Raw genomic sequence first — 18868 nt, 5'->3', positions numbered from 1 at the left:
TGCTCATTCAATTTATTGGTTTGCGCAATCCTTTGATGTATCGCACCGATTGCTGTCGTATCTCGGTTTGACGCCGGTAACATTCAGATATGAGCGATATCAGTAATTCGTTTGGATATTTATTGTTACTTACGGTGGATTTTTAATAGTTCTTTGGACGCAAATTTACCATCAATGAAGCAGACTATTTACTATATACTTCTGTTTTTTCTAATCAGTTCATGCTCGGATCCGCAAGATCATACTAAAGCGGTGATCAGTGATATTACCGTGTCTTTATATGCTTCAGCAAACGTAAAAGCAAAAGATCAGTACACCGTGGTATCAACTGTACCGGGCATTATCGCCAAAGTTAACCTACAACCTGGCGACCTGGTTAAACAGGGCGATGTCTTGTTTATATTAGAAAATAAAGAGGCTGCATTAAATGCCGAAAATGCACTCCAGCACTTAAACTTCGCATCATCAAATGATCAAAAAAATTCCGGGCAGTTGCAGGAGGCTTTGTATGCTGTACAAGCCGCTAAAGAAAAATATCAGCTCGATTCCACTTTTTATTATCGGCAGGAGAATTTGTGGAAGCAAAATATTGGCACCAGGGCAGAATTGGATCAGCGCGATTTGGCATTTCGTACCTCAAAAATAAATTATGCTTCAACGGTTAAAAGTTTGGAGCAATTGAAAAAGCAGCTAAAAAATGATTTGTACCTATCCAAAATAAATTATAACATCAGCCGAAAGCGCCAAACAGACTATTTAATTAAAAGTGAAATTGACGGAAAAATATTTGACGTAATTCAAAATAAAGGTGAGCTGATCACATCGCAGACACCATTGGCTGTTTTGGGAAAACCAGATTTGTTTTACTTAGAAATGAATGTTGATGAGCATGACATCACGGGGGTAAAATTAGGTCAGCAGGTAGAAATTACTATGAATAGTTATAAAGGTCGTTTATTTCAGGGACGGGTTAGTAAAATTTATCCTATTATGGACCAGCGTTCACGAACTTTTAAGGTGGAAGCTTTGTTTTCAAATCCTCCCGGGAAGCTGTACCCCAATTTAACCGCAGAGGTGAATATTATTGTAAGGGTAGCAAAAAACGCAATTCTAATTCCCAGGAATTATTTAGATAAGAATAATAACGTATGGTTGTCGGGGCATATTAAGAAGAAAGTGGTTACCGGGGTGCAAGATGAAAAAAACATCGAGATACTACGGGGCCTGGATACCTTGCAAACAATTTATAAACCCAAATAAATGAAAACAGGTTTACTTCTGACTATTGCATTGGCATTGTTAAAAGCACGGTTAAAACAATCGATGGTGGCTGCTGCCGGCGTTACCTTCGGCATTGCTATGTTTATAGCCCTTATTAGTTTTATGACCGGATTAAATAAGATGTTAGACAGTTTGGTTATTAACCGCACTCCGCACATCAGGCTATACAATGCAATTGCACCGTCAAAAATACAACCGGTTAACATGGCTGCCGAATTTGGAGCGTTCAGGAACTTTATTCAATCGGTAAAGCCGAAAGACGATGGAAAACAAATTTATAACGCGATGCGCATAATTAAAGCCATCCGTGCAGATGAGCGTGTTATTGATGTTGCACCTAAAATAAGTACTTCTGTTTTTTTTAACAGCGGGACTATTCAGATATCGGGTATTGTTGACGGGATAGATGTTGAACTGGAGCAAAAGCTATTTAATTTAAACGACAACGTTATCGAAGGTAATATCAGCGATCTTGGTGTTGTAAGTAACAGTATAATAATTGGAAAAGGGCTTGCAGATAAATTGATCTTGAACATAGGCGATATGGTAAGGGTAACAACTGCCGACGGTGAAATGTCGATGCTGAAAATAATAGGAATAGTACAGTTCGGAATAGCCGAAGTAGATGATGTGCAAAGTTTCACCTCGGTACAAACCGCTCAAAAACTGCAGGGTAAAGCAGCCGGCTACATTACCGATATACAAGTCAAATTAAAAAACATAGCATTTGCTCCAGCCGTTTCAAAAGAATACGCCAGGTTATTTGGCGTAAATGCTATTGATATACAAACAGCAAATGCCCAGTTTGAAACAGGTACCAATGTACGGAACACCATCGCTTATAGCGTAAGCGTTGCTTTGTTAATTGTTGCCGGCTTTGGAATATATAATATTTTGAACATGCTGATCTATGAAAAAATGGATACCATCGCCATTTTAAAAGCCACCGGGTTTTCGGGAAAGGATGTTAAAGCAATTTTTATCCAATTATCAATGACACTTGGTGTTGTGGGCGGTGTTTTTGGTGTATTATTAGGTTATTGCATGTCGCTTATTATCAGTCATATTTCGTTCAAAACCACGGCTTTGCCTACTATCAAAACGTATCCTGTAAATTTTGAGCTTATATATTACGTTATTGGCGTAGGCTTTGCCCTTATTACCACTTACTTTGCCGGCTTGTTACCGGCCCGCAAAGCGGCAAAAATTGATCCTGTTGGCATAATAAGAGGAAAATGATAGAAACACCGGTTCTGCAGGCGATTGCTGTAAATAAATATTTTACAGACCCTGTTCGTTTTCGCGTTTTAAATGACGTCAGCTTTAGTATCGAAAAGGGAAGCTTTGTATCGGTTACGGGTAAATCTGGCTGTGGAAAATCAACTTTACTTTATATTCTTTCCACAATGGATACCGATTACGAGGGCGAGGTGTTGTTGGATAATGAGCCGCTGCACCAAAAAAATGCTACTGAATTGGCGAATGTCCGTAACCAAAAGATCGGATTTGTATTTCAATTTCATTACCTGATTGAAGAGTTTAATGTATTAAAAAATGTGATGTTGCCTGCTATGAAACTGGGTAAGTATGCTTATGAAGAGATAGAACAAAAGGCTATGCAGCATTTAAAAACATTAGGAATAGCAGATCAGGCGCTAAAAAAGGCCAATCAACTCAGTGGCGGACAGAAGCAACGTGTGGCCATTGCAAGGGCTCTTATCAACGATCCGTTAATTGTTATGGCTGATGAACCCACAGGAAACCTGGATAAAAAAAACACAGATATCGTTTTTGATATTTTTAAAGAAATTTGCATGACAAATAAACAAACCATCCTGGTGGTAACCCATGACCCTGACTTTGCTAACCGGGCTGATAGAATCATTCAGATGGAGGATGGGGAAATTGTGTCATAAAACAGAATGCGATAATACCTGTTTTATAAGAAAGGCGCTACAATATTTTGAATAGATTATGTTTTTTTAATATTGGAAAGTAAGGCTGGATTTTGCAATGTGTTATTGCGGAGAGGGAGGGACTCAGCCTCCGGAACTCTTAACTGTACACCTAATTTTAAATCAGGCGTATTCGATCACTTTGACAGCTCTCAGTAGGTTATAAAAGCAAAAAGAGGCTGTATCATAAATCATGATCAGCCTCTTTTTTATTATTAAGGGTTTATTACTATAAATTCAAACAGCTATCTATTGTTTTTATTTGTTTTAATCATCTGATTTTCATATATTTAAGGTATAGATATATGAGATATGGCAATTAGGCAACCTGTTTTCAAACATTATGATCAGCAGCAAATATTAGCTATTCCTCCAACCCTGGAGGAGCTAATCCCTCAATCCCACCCGGTTAGAGTTGTAAATGAGGTAATTAACAAGATCAATATTGAACCTCTATTAAAAGCTTACCATATCAGGGGAAGTTCCAGTTATCACCCTCAGTTGTTGCTGAAAGTATTGGTTTATGGCTATGTGACCAATATTTATTCCAGCCGTAAATTGGCGACCGCCTGCCAGGAAAGCATCTACTTTATGTGGTTGAGCTCAATGAGCTACCCCGACCATAATACGATTAACAGGTTTAGGGGTGTTCGGTTAAAGAATGCGTTGCGTAACGTGTTTGAAGATGTGGTAAAGCTATTGGCTGATGAAGGGTTGCTAAGTATTGATGAGATCAATACGGATGGAACAAAGATTGAAGCCAATGCGAACAAGTACACCTTTGTCTGGAAAAAATCAATCCAGACGAACAAGGAAAAAATGAAAAAACAACTGACCGAGATCTGGCAGTATGCACAGCAGATCGCTGCCGATGAGGACAAAATGCCTGAACCGCCTGATTTCACAGAGATCGACAGTCAGAAGGTAAAGGCAACGATAGATCAGCTCAATGAAAAACTATCCGGTAAAGAGAACACCGATAAGAAGATGAAGGCTAAGCTTCAATATGTGACTAAGAACTATCCCGTAAACATTGCTAAATACGAGCAGCAGGAAGCTATACTGGAAGAAAGGAACAGCTACAGTAAAACAGATCCTGACGCTACCTTCATGCGCATGAAAGAAGACCACATGAAAAATGGCCAGTTAAAGCCGGGCTATAATGTGCAGATCTCCACCTCCAATCAATTCATTGTTAATTATACCATTCATCCCAATCCTACAGATACCACTACGTTTCCGGCACATATAACGCAGCATGAAACCAGTTTCGGCAAGGCCCCTAAAGTAGTTACCGCAGATGCGGGGTATGGATCAGAAGAAAATTACACACTGCTTGAAGAAAAACAGGCCACCGCTTTTGTAAAGTATGGCATGTTTGATAAAGAGCAGCATGAAAACCACAACAATAACTTTCCGTTTGCTTCGGATAAGCTTTTTTATAACCAGGAAAAGGATTGTTATATCTGCCCGATGGGCCAGCAGATGGATTTCATTGGAAATTACATCAGGAAAACCAGTACCGGGTTTGAACAGCATGTTAAAAGATACCAGGCAAGAAATTGTAGCAATTGTCCGCTGAACGGTGCTTGTCATAAATCAAAACACAACCGGATCATTGAAATCAATGAAAATCTGAAGCGGCAGAAACAAAAGGCTTATCTACTGCTAAACAGCGAAGAGGGTATAGAACGGCGAAAGAAACGGTGTTTCGACGTCGAACCCGTATTCGGAAATATCAAACAGAACCATGGGTTCCGGCGCTTCATGCTCCGCGGTAAAGAAAAAGTCGCCATTGAATGGGGTTTACTTTCAATCGCTCAAAATCTAAGAAAAAAAGCAGCCTAAAGAGCTTCTTTTCTCTCGTTCTCAATCAATAATGTTCGTTAGTTCGAAATCAACAGTAAAAAACTACTTGAAATCAATTTTTTTGCCGTAAAATAAAAAAACCGCATCATTTGAATTATGATACGGCCTCCTGTTTTTATTCAGCGGAGAGCTAGGGATTTGTTTTTAACCCTAATTTTGTGCTCTTATTTGATGTCTTGAATGGTTTTCAATTTCGTACTCACCGAATCACTCACCACTTTTTTATTTATAAGTAAATAGCTGTAAATGTTATTTTCAAATATACGAAAAAGGGAAAAAACAATTCTTTTTTATTCATGGAAACGTCCGTTCGATTTCTATGATTTAAGCTCCTCTAGCCGGAGGCAATCAATAATATATTAACTTCCGTCCTTAAATCAGTAAACTGTTTTTTAGAAACCATTAAAGTACCTAAAACCGGAGGAACGCAATAATAAATGTTAAACCCACCCCATATTCTGGATTTGATGTAAATTTCTCGAGAATTTAATGTTATCTCACATTCACCAATGATTTAATTTTAACTTCAGGATGTTTAATTGCATAATCGTCGACAGGTTTTTGGGTAAAAATCGCGCTGCTGGCAGTAACCAAATTACATTAGCCCTTTATGTATTATTTGAGCCAGCCAGGTTATTTTGCTTTCAAATTGCGGAAACCTGCCGAAAAGAATGATTTCCTGATCAAAGCTCTTGAAAACCGTTTGTAGGGTCTCTGCCAGAAACTGACTGTCGTCCTCGTTTAGTTCCGCTATTTCCTTATTTTCCATGGCCCATTTGATCATGAGTTTCACGGCTAAAATCTCTTCTTCAGACATAATGCGGGACTGCATGATCAGCAGGGATGGCTCCTGCCTCATGTCCTCGATAACCAGTTTGTATTTTAAAACCAATTCGCGCAGGCGTTTGATTTTTACCTCGTTATATGATTCAATATTGGCAGAAAAAGAACGCCGCTTGCTTGTAGTGGCTTTACTTTCCTCCAGGCACTGGGAAAACATTTTGTGACACAACGCGTCAAGCACCTCTGTTTTATTCTTAAAATAATGATAAAGCGTGCTTCGGCCTTTCTTGCATTCATTTGATATATCCTGCATAGATACCCTTACAAAGCCGTAACGCTGAAATACCGTATCGGCTGCCGCGATGATCTCTTCCCTTATGCTGTCGTTTTGATCTGCTTTCATGATTCGACAAAAATACAAATTTTGTTGGTGGCTTTTTTGTCATTAATGAGTTGCAGGATTATGCAAGATTAATAATATGACACAATTATTAAAAAATCAAAAAAACAAATAATGTATAATTGTCGAAATATTTAATCGAGGGTAAAAGATACATATCAGGCTTTATTTTAACTTTTTAAAGTCGACGCAAACGCTCTTTTAGATTAACAAACAGTGAAATAGTAATCGACAAAAAAACAAATAATGTTCAATTTAATTATATGAAAACCAAACTTACACTTGCGGGAGCAATGATAGCCGCTATCTGGATTTCCGGCTGCTCAGGCAAAAAAGAGCAAAAGAACGGTCCGGATACCTTAGCGGTAAACGTATTTAACCTAAGTGCAGATTCCCTCTCAACCAATGACCGGATTGTTTACGATGGCACGCTTGAAGCCGAAAAGACAATTGATTTAAGCTTCCAGGTTTCAGGAACTATCCTGTCTTTCCCGGTACTAACCGGCGATTACGTAAAAAAAGGACAACTGGTAGGTGTAATAGATGAAACAGTATACCGTAACCAATATAACGCACAGCTGGCGCAGGCTAAACTTGCCGAAGAAAATTATACGCGCATTAACGATGTATTTAAAAAAGGCAGTGTTGCCGAAATAAAAATGCTGGAGGCGAAATCAAATTATGAACAGGCAACCTCTGCCGCCCGGGCAACTTACCAGAATATAGCCCATACCCATCTTTATGCACCGGCAAGCGGGTATATTGGTGAAAAGAAAGCCGAAGCAGGAGCTGTTGCCAACCCCGGGCAGCCCGTTTTACAGCTGCTGGATACCCATTCGGTGAAAGTGCTGGTTGCAGTGCCCGAGAGCGAAATCAATCACTATAAAGCCGGGACCCTGGCTACGGTAAAAATCGATGCGTTAGGGGATCAGCCTTTGCAGGGCAAGGTATCCGAAGTTGGCGTTTTAGCGCTTAGCGGCAGTGCCAATTATAACCTTAAAATATCGCTGGCCAATAATGATTTGAAGTTAAGACCCGGCATGCTTTGTAAAGTGGTTTTTAACAAAGCCGCCGGTAATGTTGCCTCATCCAATGATGTTAAAGAAGTTATTGTTCCGGTGCAATCCGTCCAGGTGGATGAAAAAGGGGTCAGCTTTCTCTATGTAATGAACGCAGCACATAAGGCAGAGCGAAAAAACGTAACTACCGGACAGCTTTACAGTAACGGGATTGCTATCCGGACAGGACTCGCCGGAAATGAGCAGGTGATCACCTCCGGTTATCAGAAGCTTGCTGATCAAACCCCTGTCATTGTCAATAAATAACAGCAGATCATGAAAAAGAAAGGTAATTTAATTGAATGGGCGATGGAATACCATGTATTTCCGCTTGCCCTGTCTGCTATATTTTTTATACTCGGTATCACAGCCCTTTTCAACATGCCGCGAAACGAATTCCCTGATTTTACCATCAGGCAGGGCCTGATCATTGGGCAGTACCCCGGGGCTTCATCAAAACAGGTAGAAGAGCAACTGACTAAAAAAGTAGAAGAATACTTATTCAGCAACAATGAGGTCAACAAGAAAAAAACCTACTCCTATTCACGTGATGGCGTAATGTATGTGTTTGTTGAGGTCGCTGACAATTTAAATGCTATCCAGACCAAGGCATTTTGGAATAAGATCAAAAACGGCATGCTCATTTTGCAGAGCCAGTTACCCAAAGAGGTCAAGGGTTTTTATATCGACAGTGAGTTTGGAAATACATCAGCCATGCTGATGGCTGTTGAATCGAAAACCAGGCCGTATAAGGAGCTGCTCCGTAACGTCGAAGATATCGAGGCCGAACTCAGGCAAGTGCAGGATGTCGCCAAGATCTCGCACACCGGGAACCTGAATGAGCAGATTACAGTTTATGTGGACAACAATAAGCTGCTGCAAAAAGGCGTATCTGTGAACAATATTATGCAGATACTGCAAAATGAAGGCGCAATAAACTCCACCGGTAAGGAAGAAGGCGAAATAGTTGACCAGCCTATCCACCTTAGTACATTCTATAAAACGGAAGCCGAGCTTGCAGAGCAGATCATCAGACAGGATGCCAGCGGCAATTCGGTACGCCTGCGCGATGTGGCTACGCTGAAACGGGAATACGACGAGCCCGACAGTTATGTCACCTCAAACGGCACCAAATCAATCGTGATATCGCTGGAGATGATCACCGGTAAAAACATTGTGCAGTTTGGTAAAGAATTGGAGGAGCGTATTGATAAAGTGAGCAAGCATCTGCCGTCGGATATCCAGCTGGTTAAACTGGCAGATCAACCACAGGTTGTGGATGATTCGATCAGCCACTTTATGAAAGAGTTTGCTTTCGCACTTATCGGCGTGGTATGCGTTGCATTGCTTTTGCTGCCCTTCAGGGTTGCAGCTGTTGCCGCAGCCACCATCCCTATTACCATAGCAGCAACGCTGGCCATTATGTATATGGTTGGTATAGAACTCGACACGGTAACGCTCGCGGCCTTAATTGTGGTACTGGGGATCGTGGTAGATGACCCGATCGTGGTGATCGATAACCATGTGGAAAAGCTGGATCATGGCATGTCGGTTTGGGAAGCTGCAAAAAGCAGCGCGCAGGAATTGTTTCCTTCCGTATTCACAGCTACGCTGGCCATATCAGCCACTTTCGTTCCGCTGGCCTTTTTCATGACCGGCGTATCCAAAGATTTTATCAGGCTTTTCCCGGTAACTATCATGATCGCGCTCACCTTATCACTGGTCATCTCCATGTTGCTGGTGCCGTTTTTCAATACCATCTTTATCAAAAAAGGTTTATTGCATGGCAAGGATGATAAAAAAAGGTCATTTCTGGATCGGCTGCAGGATTTCTTCAACAGCCATATCGGTAACTCCATGAAACACTACAAGCTGACCGTGTTTTTTGGCATCATGGCGGTGGTCGTCGGGATTGCTATTATGGGGGTGTTGCCCCAGCAGCTGTTCCCTAAAGTGGAACGTAACCAGTTCGCGATGGAGATCTATCTTCCCTCCGGGTATAACCTGTCGCAAACCGACAGCGTTGTCAAAGGCATGGAGCGGATATTAAAGCAGGACAAACGCATCGTTACGTATACCAGCTTCATTGGCAGCAGTTCGCCACGTTTTCACTCCGTATATGCCCCTAATCTTCCGGCAAAGAATTATGCACAAATATTGATTAAAACAGAATCTGAGGATGCTACGGCCGAGGTCATTGTAGATTACCAGCACAAGTATAGTAATCTGTTTCCGTCTGCCTATGTCCGTATGAAACAGCTGAATATGATCAATGCGCTTGCGCCGATTGAGGTCAGGATCAGCGGAAACGACATCTCGGCCCTGAAACAAGTTGCAGGGCAGGTTTTAGCCATTGGCAAAACACATAAACAGGTGACCTGGGCCAGAACAGATTACAATGAAATGCAGCCAACCCTCCAGGTTGATATAAAAACGGCGGAAGCGGCTCGGCTCGGACTGAGCAAAGGCGATATTGCCAATGCGGTATCGATGCACTCGGAAGGTATCACCGCTACCCAGGTTTGGGAAAACACGTATCCGGTGGATGTCAAGATCAAATCTCCAAAAGCTGCCAGGAGCAGTCTGTCAGATTTGCGGGACCTCAATATCGTTTCACCCCAAACAAAATCGGTTATACCGCTAAGGCAGGTGGCCGATGTCAACTCAGCGTGGGAAGATGGACAAATTACACGTAGGAATAGCGTACGTACACTGACCGTCCGGATGGACGTAAGTCAGGATGCCGTAGCTAACAGTGTTTTATTATACCTGCAACCTGCCATTGAAAAAATTAAGCTGCCGCAGGGCGTGGAGATCCGATACGGAGGAGAATTTGAATTACAGGGCGAAAATCAGGGGCCAATGGGCATTGCTTTAGGTGTAAGTATCATATTGATCTTCCTGATCCTGCTTTGGCACTTTAAGCATCTTAAACATGCGCTTTTAAGCATAACCACGATGCCGTTAAGTATACTCGGCGCCTCATTCGGCCTGCTGGTTGCAGGATATCCGTTTGGATTTACTTCATTTCTTGGCTTGCTTGCCCTTTGTGGAATTGTGGTTCGTAACGGCATCATCCTGATAGACTTTGCCGAGGAATTGCGGAAACACGAGGGTAAATCTGTATTCGAAGCCGCAATGCTATCCGCAGAACGCCGGATGCGGCCGATTTTCTTAACCTCCTCTGCCGCAGCCGTCGGTGTAATACCGATGGTGGTCAGCAGGTCTTCGCTTTGGGGCCCGCTTGGTACCGTGATCTGCTTCGGTTTGCTGGTTTCCATGCTACTGACCCTGTTCGTATTACCAACGCTGTACTGGCTGTTCTTTCGTAAGGAGGATCAAAATAAGCCGGTAAGCACAACACCGGAACCTGTAACCGCATAAGTCCATGATCATGAAAACATTCCTATTATCAATATTCACTTTTACATGTCTGCAGGCTGATGCCCAGCAGCATATCCTATCCTTACAGGAAAGCAAGCGGGCCGCCATTGCCTACAGTTACGCTTTAAAAAATGGTGAGCTGAGGATAAATTCAGCAAAAACAGATGTAGTGGCAGCTAAGTCTGATTATCTCCCTTCGGTTAGCGCAACAGGGCTGGGTTTATTCGGGTTCAAAGATTTCGTATCTGCGGCGCCGCCATTATTAGAAAAAGGCATCAATAACTTTTATCTGTTCGGCGTAACCGGCACAGAATCCCTTTATGCGGGCGGTAAAATTAAAACGGGTAACCAGTTAGCGGCATTGCAGCTACAGGTCAGCCAGATCAGGAAAAAACAATCAGTTGATTCTGTGATACTGCTTACCGAACAAAAATACTGGAACCTGGTAAACATACAGGAACAGCAGAAGACCATACTGGTAAATGAAGCATTGCTTAACGCGGTACTAAAAACGCAGAAAGATATGCTGGCATCCGGGTTGATTGCCCGGAATGATCTGCTCAAAGTAAAAGTTCAGCTTAGCCAGTTGCTGGTTAACAAAAGCAAGCTGCAGAACGGCCGCCGGGTGGCCCTGCTGGATTTTTCTATGTATACCGGTATTGCCTTTGATTCACTCATGGTGATGCAGGACACACTTAATAAAAACAGCACCCCGGTATTACCCGCCTTGCAGCCCGACACCAACCTGGACCGTAATGCCAATTACCAGTTGTTAACCAAGCGTGTAGCAGGTGAAAAACTACAGACCCGGTTAGCAGGGGCCGACAATTTGCCAAGCCTGGCAGTCGGTTTAAGCGCATCGCAGACCGGATCGATCAACAGTGGGATCGGGAGCAACTTTGCACCGGCCAGTTTTGTTACCCTGAGTATTCCCATCTCCGGCGGTTTATGGGGCCGGGGTAAGCAAAAGATGCAGAAGCAAAGGATCAACGAGCAAATAGCTCAAAACGATTTCCGCGACGGACAAAACCAGCTGAGAGTAGGCATTATACGCTATTGGTACGATATACAGGACCAACTTACGCAGATCAGCTATGCAAAAGACAACCTGGAACAGGCTACCGAAAATCTGAAAGTTAACCAGGATAATTACAAAGCCGGTTTGGCTACCATTTCTGAAGTACTGGATGCCCAGGCTGCTTACCAGCAGGCCTCAAGCACGGTTGCTACAGCATTTGCAGATTTTTATGTAAGGTCAGCGGCATATAATTACGTTACTGCGAAAACCGAAAATCAGCCCTGACCGGCGGCTTTAAAAGTTAACAAATCAGTAGCCGGAATGGAAAAGCAGAGAAAACGGCTCATTGATACTGCTATTGAGCTTTTTATCAACCATGGTATCATCAGCGTAACGATGGATGAACTGGCGAAGACTGCCGGTATGTCGAAGAAAACCGTCTACCAATGTTTTGCCAATAAAGGAATCCTTGTGGAAGCCGTTGTTGACGAGCTGATAGGACAATCTAAAAATATCATCAGCTTAAATACCAACGCGTCAGATGATCCGGTACAGGAGTTGGTTCTTCAACAAGGGCTTTTTAAACATTTAATCGCCTTAAGGTACCTTTTTAACGACATGATGTTAAAAAGGTACCCGAGGGCCATGAAAGCGTTCCATGAATTCAAAATCAATCACCTCAAGATGGTTATTGAATCAAATTTATCTGATGGGATTGCAATGGGATTGTACCGGCAGGGTTTGGATGTACCTGGCACGGCAGGCATCTATATATCGGTAGCAGACTTTTATCTATTTAATAATACCGTAAGGACCCCGGCCGACATATTTGAAGCGCTCCAGCTATTTATAAACGGAATAATTACCAATGACGGACGTCGTCTTCTCGCGGACTATAATAAAGTAAAAGCAAACGGCTCTATTTTATAATCTGTTGATAAACAAGCTATATCAGGTTGCTTCATGTAAGTTAACTTTCCGGATCACCATGATTGTCATCCTCACATCATAAAGAATATAATATACTAAAAAGTCTTTTAATTAAACTTTTTAGTATATTTTTGTACCGTAAAACTTATTAATATGCTTACTAAAGCCGAAAGAACAAAGCAATTTATCCTGGAAACAGCGGCACCTATTTTTAATCAGAAAGGAATATCCGGGGCGAATATAGACGACGTGCTTGCTGCCACCAAACTGACTAAAGGATGTCTTTACGGCCATTTTGAAGGCAAGGAAGACCTGGCTCTGCAGGTTGTTGACCACATGTTGAATACTAACGGCGAAAAAATGTTGCTGACCATCAGCAAGGGTAAAACAGCGAAGGCTAAAGTATTTGCCTTTCTCGATTTTTATAAAGATCCTTTGAATACTTACCTTAAAGGCGGATGTCCTGTATTTAACATTGCGGTGGAATCTGATGATAACTTTCCAGCCATTAAAGAAAAGATAGCCGGTGTTATTCGCCATGGCCAGGAATTGTTTGTCAGTATTTTAAATCAGGGCATTGCCGGAGGTGAATTTTCTGATAAACTTGATCCTGCTGTCTATGCGTTCAAAGCGGTGTCTGCGGTTGAAGGTGCAGTTGTGATGTGCAGGGCGATGAATACGGCAAAACCGATGGCCGGTTTGCTCAGGAGCCTGAAGGCAGAATTGGAGAGCTATGTGATATGATTTTTTTTTGATATAAAATATACTAAAAAGTCTTTTTTATAAAGTATTAAGTTGTCTTCGCAATTAGGCATTCAATCCTGCTTCGCAGACATCGTTTAGTAAGAATACAAACAATCAAAACGAAATAAAATATACTAAAAAGTATAAAATAATGATTAAACAACGATGTGCCGGGGTTGTAAACCTGTTTCCTGGTACTATTTAAAATTAAAACAATGAATGATCAAATAATTTTCGAGCCATATAATTTAAATGGCCTTTCACTGAGCAACCGCATGGTAATGGCACCGATGACCCGCAGCCGTTCAGCTAATCCGGGCAATGTTGCCACAGAATTAACTGCACTCTATTATCAGCAGCGCGCTTCGGCCGGTCTGATCATTACCGAAGGAACCTACGTCAGCCGTGACGCTGTAGGGTACCTTAATGTTCCCGGAATCTATACAGAACAACAGGTTGAAGGCTGGAAACTGGTTACAGATGCAGTACATCGGCAGGGTGGGAAGATTTTCACCCAATTATGGCATGTGGGACGATTATCGCACCCCGACCTGCTTGACGGCGAACTTCCGCTGGCGCCTTCAGCGTTAAATCCGCTGGCCCAGGCATTCACGCCTGAAGGTTTTAAAGATACCGTAGATGCCAGTGAGATGACACCCGGGCAAATCAAAAAGACCATTAATGATTTTAAACAGGCTGCAGCAAACGCGGTGGAAGCGGGTTTCGACGGTGTTGAACTGCATGCAGCCAATGGTTACCTGCTGCACCAGTTTTTTAATCTTTATTCCAATAAACGCCGGGATCAGTACGGCGGCTCTATCAAGAACCGTGCACGCATATTATTCGACATCCTGGATGAACTGTATACGGTAATAGACATCAGGAAAGTAGGCGTAAGATTAAACCCTTCTCTTCACGGTATCCAGGGTATGATGCTCGACGAGGAAACCATGGCTGTGCACGACTACATCGTTGCCAAATTGAATGAATATGACCTGGCTTATCTGCACCTGACCGAGCCTTTTACCGATGTATCAGGCAATCTCTGGGCTATTGAGGAAGTTGCCAAACGTTACCGCCCGCTTTATGACGGCACGATAATTATTAACCGCGGATTTAATAAGGCCACAGCAAGCCAGGTATTGAATGATGGTAATGCTGACCTGGTATCATTCGGGGTTCCCTTTATTGCCAACCCGGATCTTGTTGAGCGTTTTAAAGCAGACGCGCCGCTCAATCAGCCCGATCCGTCCACCTTCTATACGCCGGGGGAAAAAGGTTATACGGATTATCCGGCGCTGGCTCAATGATAGCATTCAATGAAAACAATATTAAAACAACGAAAATGAAACCAACAATTTTAGTTACAGGAGCCTCATCGGGCATTGGGCTGCTTGTTGCCAGCAAGCTACACGAAAATGGCTATCAGGTAATCGGCACAAGCCGGGATCCCCAAAAACACCAGGCAAGATTGCCATTTAAGTTACTGCCGTTGGATCTGAATGACGACCATTCCATAGCATCTTTTGGCAGGCAGCTGTTCAGCCAAATCAAAACTTTAGATGTGCTGATCAACAACGCGGGTTACTTGGTAAACGGCCTTGCAGAAGAAACTCCTATTGAATTAGGCAAGCAGCAGTTTGAGACCAACTTTTGGGGAACGATCAAATTAACAAACGAGTTGCTACCGTACTTCAGGAGGCAAAAACATGGAAAAATAATTACACTTGGCTCCCTGCTGGGTTTAGTGAGCCTTCCAAATACTGCCTACTATTCGGCTTCAAAACATGCCCTTGAAGGTTATTTTAAGGCACTTCGGTTTGAGTTGAACCAGTTTAACATCAAGGTGGTTATGGTTGAGCCCATCAGTTTTAAAACCAATATCGGGGAAAGTGCAACTGTAGCGAAAGGCACAATTGCAGACTATGATCAGTTCCGGCAAAGGGTTCTAGCGTATACCAAAAAGTCATTTGATAATGCACCCGATCCTGCACCGGTTATCGCGACTTTACTGCAGGCAGTAAAAGAAAAAAATCCAACGTTTGGTTACCCTGTCGGAAAAGGATCATCGATGATACTCCTGCTTCAGCATTTCGCCTATAAGTTTTTCGAGAAATCCATTCTGAAATCGATTAACGCTTCAAAATAGCATCACCAAAAGAAATAAAACCATGCAATTAAAGGGAAAAACGGTATTGATCACAGGTGGCGCATCAGGCATCGGGCTGGAAGCAGCAAAACAATTTTTAGCCAATGGAGCAAGCGTGATCATCACCGGCAGAAATCAGGAGAAATTAGATGAAGCGAAGAAACTATACCCGGCAATTATGGCTTTTAAAAGTGATGTATCAGACGCAGGTGACGCGCAAAAGCTTTTCAAACAGGTACAGCAACTGGGCGGTATAGATATTTTATACAATAACGCGGGGGTGCTGACTAACCCGATTAACCTCGGTACAGCAAACGGTCAGCATTTTGAGGACGCGGCGTACGAAATAAACGTCAATTACCTGGCAGTGATTCGGCTTAACAATTTGTTTATCGATATGCTGAAATCAAGGGCGGAAGGCGCGATCATCAACACCACTTCATTACTCAGTTATGTTCCGTCATTGCTTGAAGCCACCTATGCCGCATCCAAAGTAGCCTTGCAGTTTTACACCAAAGCGCTCAGAAAGCACCTGCAAATTTTGGATAGCAGCGTAAAGGTTTTTGAACTTTTACCTCCGCTTGTTGCCACAGAAATGACGACTGATATGAACGGCAAAAAAATGACCACGGCAGATATGGTGAAAGGCTTTATTGCAGGCCTTCAAAACGATCAGCTTACTATCCGTATAGGCGATACCAAAACAGTGTATATATTGAACCGGCTTTTTCCGAAACTGACTTTTAATTTGGCTAATCCTAAGAAAAGTTACAAAGTAATAGCCTCGTAAAACCATTATAACCATAAAAAAATGAAAGCTTTCATTATAGACAAATATAAAAGCAAGGACGGCGGACGCATCGGGCAAATACCTGTTCCTGAACCGAAGGCGGATGAGGTATTAATAGAAGTACACGCCACTGCTATCAACCTCCTGGATTCCAAAATCAGAAGTGGCGAGTTCAAACTCATTTTGCCGTATAAAACACCGTTTGTTTTAGGCCATGACGTGGCTGGTGTTGTAACCAAAGTTGGAGCCCGTGTGCAACAATTTAAAGTTGGAGACGAGGTTTATGCACGACCGGCAGATCATCGGATTGGAACGTTTGCGGATTTCATTGCCGTTAAGGAAGCCGATGTGGCGCTTAAGCCGAAAAAACTGAGCATGGAAGAGGCCGCGTCCATCCCTCTGGCGGGCCTTACCGCATGGCAGGCACTGATTGAAAAAGGGAACCTGAAGAAAGGGCAGAAAGTATTCATCCAGGCAGGTTCCGGCGGCGTAGGCACATTTGCCATTCAGCTGGCGAAACATTTGGGGGCTACTGTGGCTACAACTACAAGTGCAGCCAACATGGAGTTAGTAAAAAGCCTCGGTGCAGATGTTGTCATTGACTACAAAAAGGATGACTTTGAGAAAGTACTACAGGGTTACGATCTGGTTTTGAATAGTCAGGATGGGAAGACACTCGAAAAATCGCTGCGCGTGTTAAAACCGGGTGGAAAACTCATCTCGATCTCCGGCCCGCCTGATCCGGATTTTGCAAAAGAAACCGGAGCTCCATGGTTCGTGAAATTAATCATACGCCTTTTAAGCTTTGGAGTAAGGAAAAAAGCAAAAAGGCTTAATGTGGGCTTTTCATTTCTATTTATGAAGGCAAACGGAGATCAGTTAACAAAGATCACCTCCCTTATAAATTCCGGTACTATCATACCGGTTATAGACAAAGTTTTCCCGTTCGAATCGATCAAGGAAGCGATAAACTATGTTGAAAGTGGACGGGCCAAAGGGAAAGTCGTTGTTAAAATTAAATAAAGTTGTTGTTTCTCTTATACAATGTCTTAAGCCCACTTAATAATGAAAAAGATAGGAATATTGTTGCTGTGCTTTGTTGCAGCAACAAAGACTTTTGCACAAACTCCGGAAGCCGATAAGATTTTAGGCTTATGGTTGAGTGAAGATAAAACTGGTAAAATTGATATTTATAAAGCAAACGGCAAGTATTTCGGTAAACTGATCTGGGGCAAAACGATGTACGAACCGGATGGAACAACTTCCCGGAAAGACGTTAAAAACAAAGATGAAAAATTAAGGTCACGTAACCTCCGGGCCTGATGATGCTTTACGATTTTACATATCATGATAATGCCTGGGACGGTGGGCAGATTTATGATCCTTATAGCGGCAAAACATACCGTTGTACCTTAAAACTGAAGGACGATAAACTAAATATCAGGGGATATATTGGGGTATCCTATTTGGCAGGACAAGTGTTTGGGAAAGGGTAAAGTAATATTTTGTCGACCTGTAATAATTGCCACTTTATTTTTTAATCTTTCCAATCTTTTGTGATTGAGGAATCCTATAGGGCGTTGCTATTAATCTGCTAAAAAGCTAAAACAATGCCCCTTTGTAAGCCTTCATCGTATTTTTCCTGGTCGAACTTATAAAGGTAGGGAGCCCGGTGCGGGCCGATTGGTCTTGTTTCTTTCAGTTTCAAAACGATGCCTGATGCAAGTAACTTTCTTTGAAAATTTCTTTCATCAAGAGATCTCCCAAGTATCGTTTGATATAAAGCATGAATTTCGGGTAATGTAAATTTTTCAGGGAGCAACTCATAACCAATCGGATAAAACGCAATATGCATTCGAAGGGTCCGTAAAGCTTCAGAAATAACAAGCTTATGATCAAACATTAACGGGGGAAGGTCACTCACCGGCCACCATTGGCATTTTGCATCAAGAGACCATTTCTTTATTTCAACTGTCGAGAATTCTGTCAATGTATAGAAACCGACAGATACAAATCTGTCAAAAATCCAAAGGTCTTTAGGAACTTCAATTCCAGACAGTTTGCGAAGATTTTCCGGATTTTTTTCAGCGTCTGTTGCACGAGCCGGGTTACCAAAACAGTGAAACTGTTGCAGGAAAAGATTTTTTAATCCGGTCCTTGATGCCGAAATGCGGGCGGCGGCCTCTTCGATGGACTCATCCCGGCCGACATAGCCACCTGTAATTGTCCATTTACTGGTCGCAATGGTCTGCTGCAATAGTACTTTCAGCTCTTTATCATGATAGCCGAAAATAACATTGTCGACTTGTATATGGTGCAGGTACCTGTCGGGATGCGTAATAATTTCTATTTCAGAATATTCCATAATGAATCAAAATATCATTTGAAAATACAAAGTTACACACTATTCTGTTAAATAGACAGAATAAATTTTGACATACCATGTAACAATTATATCTTTATTCTGTCAAATAAACAGAATAAGGTTCTGTATCTTCAAAACCAAT

17 protein-coding genes are annotated in these 18868 nt (G+C 42.3%); 15 read left to right on the top strand and 2 right to left on the bottom strand.

The window, feature by feature from the left end; all coding sequences use genetic code 11:
- Positions 1 to 174 precede the first annotated feature (174 nt).
- From ACFGVS_RS05970 to ACFGVS_RS05955, 4 genes are all read left to right on the top strand, one after another.
- Complete coding sequence (locus ACFGVS_RS05970; protein WP_439697860.1) at positions 175 to 1260, top strand: efflux RND transporter periplasmic adaptor subunit; 1086 nt, start codon at positions 175 to 177, stop codon at positions 1258 to 1260.
- Positions 1261 to 2520 (top strand): ABC transporter permease, encoded by a 1260-nt coding sequence (locus tag ACFGVS_RS05965; protein WP_439697859.1) that lies wholly within the window; start codon positions 1261 to 1263, stop codon positions 2518 to 2520.
- Positions 2517 to 3197 carry an ABC transporter ATP-binding protein gene (locus tag ACFGVS_RS05960; protein ID WP_274213690.1) on the top strand — a complete coding sequence of 227 codons (681 nt, stop codon included), beginning with the start codon at positions 2517 to 2519 and terminating at the stop codon, positions 3195 to 3197. Before ACFGVS_RS05965 ends, ACFGVS_RS05960 begins: the two co-directional genes overlap by 4 nt.
- 351 nt (positions 3198 to 3548) lie before the next feature.
- Positions 3549 to 5084 (top strand): IS1182 family transposase, encoded by a 1536-nt coding sequence (locus ACFGVS_RS05955; protein ID WP_439697858.1) that lies wholly within the window; start codon positions 3549 to 3551, stop codon positions 5082 to 5084.
- A 616-nt stretch (positions 5085 to 5700) separates the two neighbouring features.
- On the opposite strand, the gene ACFGVS_RS05950 is transcribed toward ACFGVS_RS05955, so the two are convergent.
- Entirely contained in the window at positions 5701 to 6291 is a 591-nt protein-coding gene (locus ACFGVS_RS05950) for a TetR/AcrR family transcriptional regulator (protein ID WP_439697857.1), read from the bottom strand.
- A gap of 260 nt (positions 6292 to 6551) precedes the next feature.
- On the opposite strand from ACFGVS_RS05950, the gene ACFGVS_RS05945 reads away from it, so the two are divergent.
- The 11 genes from ACFGVS_RS05945 (at position 6552) to ACFGVS_RS05895 (ending at position 17857) form a co-directional block, all read left to right on the top strand.
- A complete protein-coding gene (locus tag ACFGVS_RS05945; protein ID WP_439697856.1) occupies positions 6552 to 7613 on the top strand; it encodes an efflux RND transporter periplasmic adaptor subunit in 1062 nt (353 codons plus the stop codon).
- A 9-nt stretch (positions 7614 to 7622) separates the two neighbouring features.
- Positions 7623 to 10730, top strand: coding sequence for an efflux RND transporter permease subunit (locus tag ACFGVS_RS05940; RefSeq protein WP_439697855.1), 3108 nt, complete (start codon positions 7623 to 7625; stop codon positions 10728 to 10730).
- 10 nt (positions 10731 to 10740) lie between these two features.
- On the top strand, positions 10741 to 12033 hold the full coding sequence (locus ACFGVS_RS05935; protein ID WP_439697854.1) for a TolC family protein: 1293 nt from the start codon (positions 10741 to 10743) through the stop codon (positions 12031 to 12033).
- 36 nt (positions 12034 to 12069) lie between these two features.
- A complete protein-coding gene (locus ACFGVS_RS05930) occupies positions 12070 to 12678 on the top strand; it encodes a TetR/AcrR family transcriptional regulator (protein ID WP_439697853.1) in 609 nt (202 codons plus the stop codon).
- A 153-nt stretch (positions 12679 to 12831) separates the two neighbouring features.
- The gene (locus ACFGVS_RS05925; protein ID WP_439697852.1) at positions 12832 to 13422 is read left to right on the top strand and encodes a TetR/AcrR family transcriptional regulator; all 591 of its coding nucleotides are present in this window, start codon (positions 12832 to 12834) and stop codon (positions 13420 to 13422) included.
- 215 nt (positions 13423 to 13637) lie between these two features.
- Entirely contained in the window at positions 13638 to 14732 is a 1095-nt protein-coding gene (locus ACFGVS_RS05920; RefSeq protein ID WP_439697851.1) for an alkene reductase, read from the top strand.
- A 35-nt stretch (positions 14733 to 14767) separates the two neighbouring features.
- The gene (locus ACFGVS_RS05915) at positions 14768 to 15571 is read left to right on the top strand and encodes an SDR family NAD(P)-dependent oxidoreductase (RefSeq protein ID WP_439697850.1); all 804 of its coding nucleotides are present in this window, start codon (positions 14768 to 14770) and stop codon (positions 15569 to 15571) included.
- A 22-nt stretch (positions 15572 to 15593) separates the two neighbouring features.
- Complete coding sequence (locus ACFGVS_RS05910; protein WP_439697849.1) at positions 15594 to 16361, top strand: SDR family oxidoreductase; 768 nt, start codon at positions 15594 to 15596, stop codon at positions 16359 to 16361.
- A gap of 21 nt (positions 16362 to 16382) precedes the next feature.
- Positions 16383 to 17384 carry an NADP-dependent oxidoreductase gene (locus tag ACFGVS_RS05905; RefSeq protein ID WP_439697848.1) on the top strand — a complete coding sequence of 334 codons (1002 nt, stop codon included), beginning with the start codon at positions 16383 to 16385 and terminating at the stop codon, positions 17382 to 17384.
- Positions 17385 to 17426: 42 nt separating this feature from the next.
- Entirely contained in the window at positions 17427 to 17684 is a 258-nt protein-coding gene (locus tag ACFGVS_RS05900) for a DUF2147 domain-containing protein (RefSeq protein ID WP_439697847.1), read from the top strand.
- A complete protein-coding gene (locus ACFGVS_RS05895; RefSeq protein ID WP_439697846.1) occupies positions 17684 to 17857 on the top strand; it encodes a DUF2147 domain-containing protein in 174 nt (57 codons plus the stop codon). The genes ACFGVS_RS05900 and ACFGVS_RS05895 overlap by 1 nt, the downstream gene beginning before the upstream one ends.
- A 98-nt stretch (positions 17858 to 17955) precedes the next feature.
- On the opposite strand, the gene ACFGVS_RS05890 is transcribed toward ACFGVS_RS05895, so the two are convergent.
- Positions 17956 to 18726, bottom strand: coding sequence for an NUDIX hydrolase (locus ACFGVS_RS05890; RefSeq protein WP_439697845.1), 771 nt, complete (start codon positions 18724 to 18726; stop codon positions 17956 to 17958).
- Positions 18727 to 18868 lie beyond the last annotated feature (142 nt).

The sequence above is a fragment of the Mucilaginibacter sediminis genome (assembly GCF_051903035.1).
Classification (GTDB): Bacteria; Bacteroidota; Bacteroidia; order Sphingobacteriales; family Sphingobacteriaceae; genus Mucilaginibacter.
This window is presented reverse-complemented; position numbering and strand designations above follow the sequence as displayed.

Bases quoted from the DNA above. Each gene is read 5' to 3' on its own strand.
- ACFGVS_RS05950 (WP_439697857.1), bottom strand. From the start codon at position 6,291: ATGAAAGCAGATCAAAACGACAGCATAAGGGAAGAGATCATCGCGGCA.
- ACFGVS_RS05890 (WP_439697845.1), bottom strand. From the start codon at position 18,726: ATGGAATATTCTGAAATAGAAATTATTACGCATCCCGACAGGTACCTG.
- ACFGVS_RS05930 (WP_439697853.1), top strand. From the start codon at position 12,070: ATGGAAAAGCAGAGAAAACGGCTCATTGATACTGCTATTGAGCTTTTT.
- ACFGVS_RS05895 (WP_439697846.1), top strand. From the start codon at position 17,684: ATGATGCTTTACGATTTTACATATCATGATAATGCCTGGGACGGTGGG.
- ACFGVS_RS05900 (WP_439697847.1), top strand. From the start codon at position 17,427: ATGAAAAAGATAGGAATATTGTTGCTGTGCTTTGTTGCAGCAACAAAG.
- ACFGVS_RS05945 (WP_439697856.1), top strand. From the start codon at position 6,552: ATGAAAACCAAACTTACACTTGCGGGAGCAATGATAGCCGCTATCTGG.
- ACFGVS_RS05935 (WP_439697854.1), top strand. From the start codon at position 10,741: ATGAAAACATTCCTATTATCAATATTCACTTTTACATGTCTGCAGGCT.
- ACFGVS_RS05905 (WP_439697848.1), top strand. From the start codon at position 16,383: ATGAAAGCTTTCATTATAGACAAATATAAAAGCAAGGACGGCGGACGC.
- ACFGVS_RS05925 (WP_439697852.1), top strand. From the start codon at position 12,832: ATGCTTACTAAAGCCGAAAGAACAAAGCAATTTATCCTGGAAACAGCG.
- ACFGVS_RS05970 (WP_439697860.1), top strand. From the start codon at position 175: ATGAAGCAGACTATTTACTATATACTTCTGTTTTTTCTAATCAGTTCA.
- ACFGVS_RS05960 (WP_274213690.1), top strand. From the start codon at position 2,517: ATGATAGAAACACCGGTTCTGCAGGCGATTGCTGTAAATAAATATTTT.
- ACFGVS_RS05955 (WP_439697858.1), top strand. From the start codon at position 3,549: ATGGCAATTAGGCAACCTGTTTTCAAACATTATGATCAGCAGCAAATA.
- ACFGVS_RS05910 (WP_439697849.1), top strand. From the start codon at position 15,594: ATGCAATTAAAGGGAAAAACGGTATTGATCACAGGTGGCGCATCAGGC.
- ACFGVS_RS05965 (WP_439697859.1), top strand. From the start codon at position 1,261: ATGAAAACAGGTTTACTTCTGACTATTGCATTGGCATTGTTAAAAGCA.
- ACFGVS_RS05940 (WP_439697855.1), top strand. From the start codon at position 7,623: ATGAAAAAGAAAGGTAATTTAATTGAATGGGCGATGGAATACCATGTA.
- ACFGVS_RS05920 (WP_439697851.1), top strand. From the start codon at position 13,638: ATGAATGATCAAATAATTTTCGAGCCATATAATTTAAATGGCCTTTCA.
- ACFGVS_RS05915 (WP_439697850.1), top strand. From the start codon at position 14,768: ATGAAACCAACAATTTTAGTTACAGGAGCCTCATCGGGCATTGGGCTG.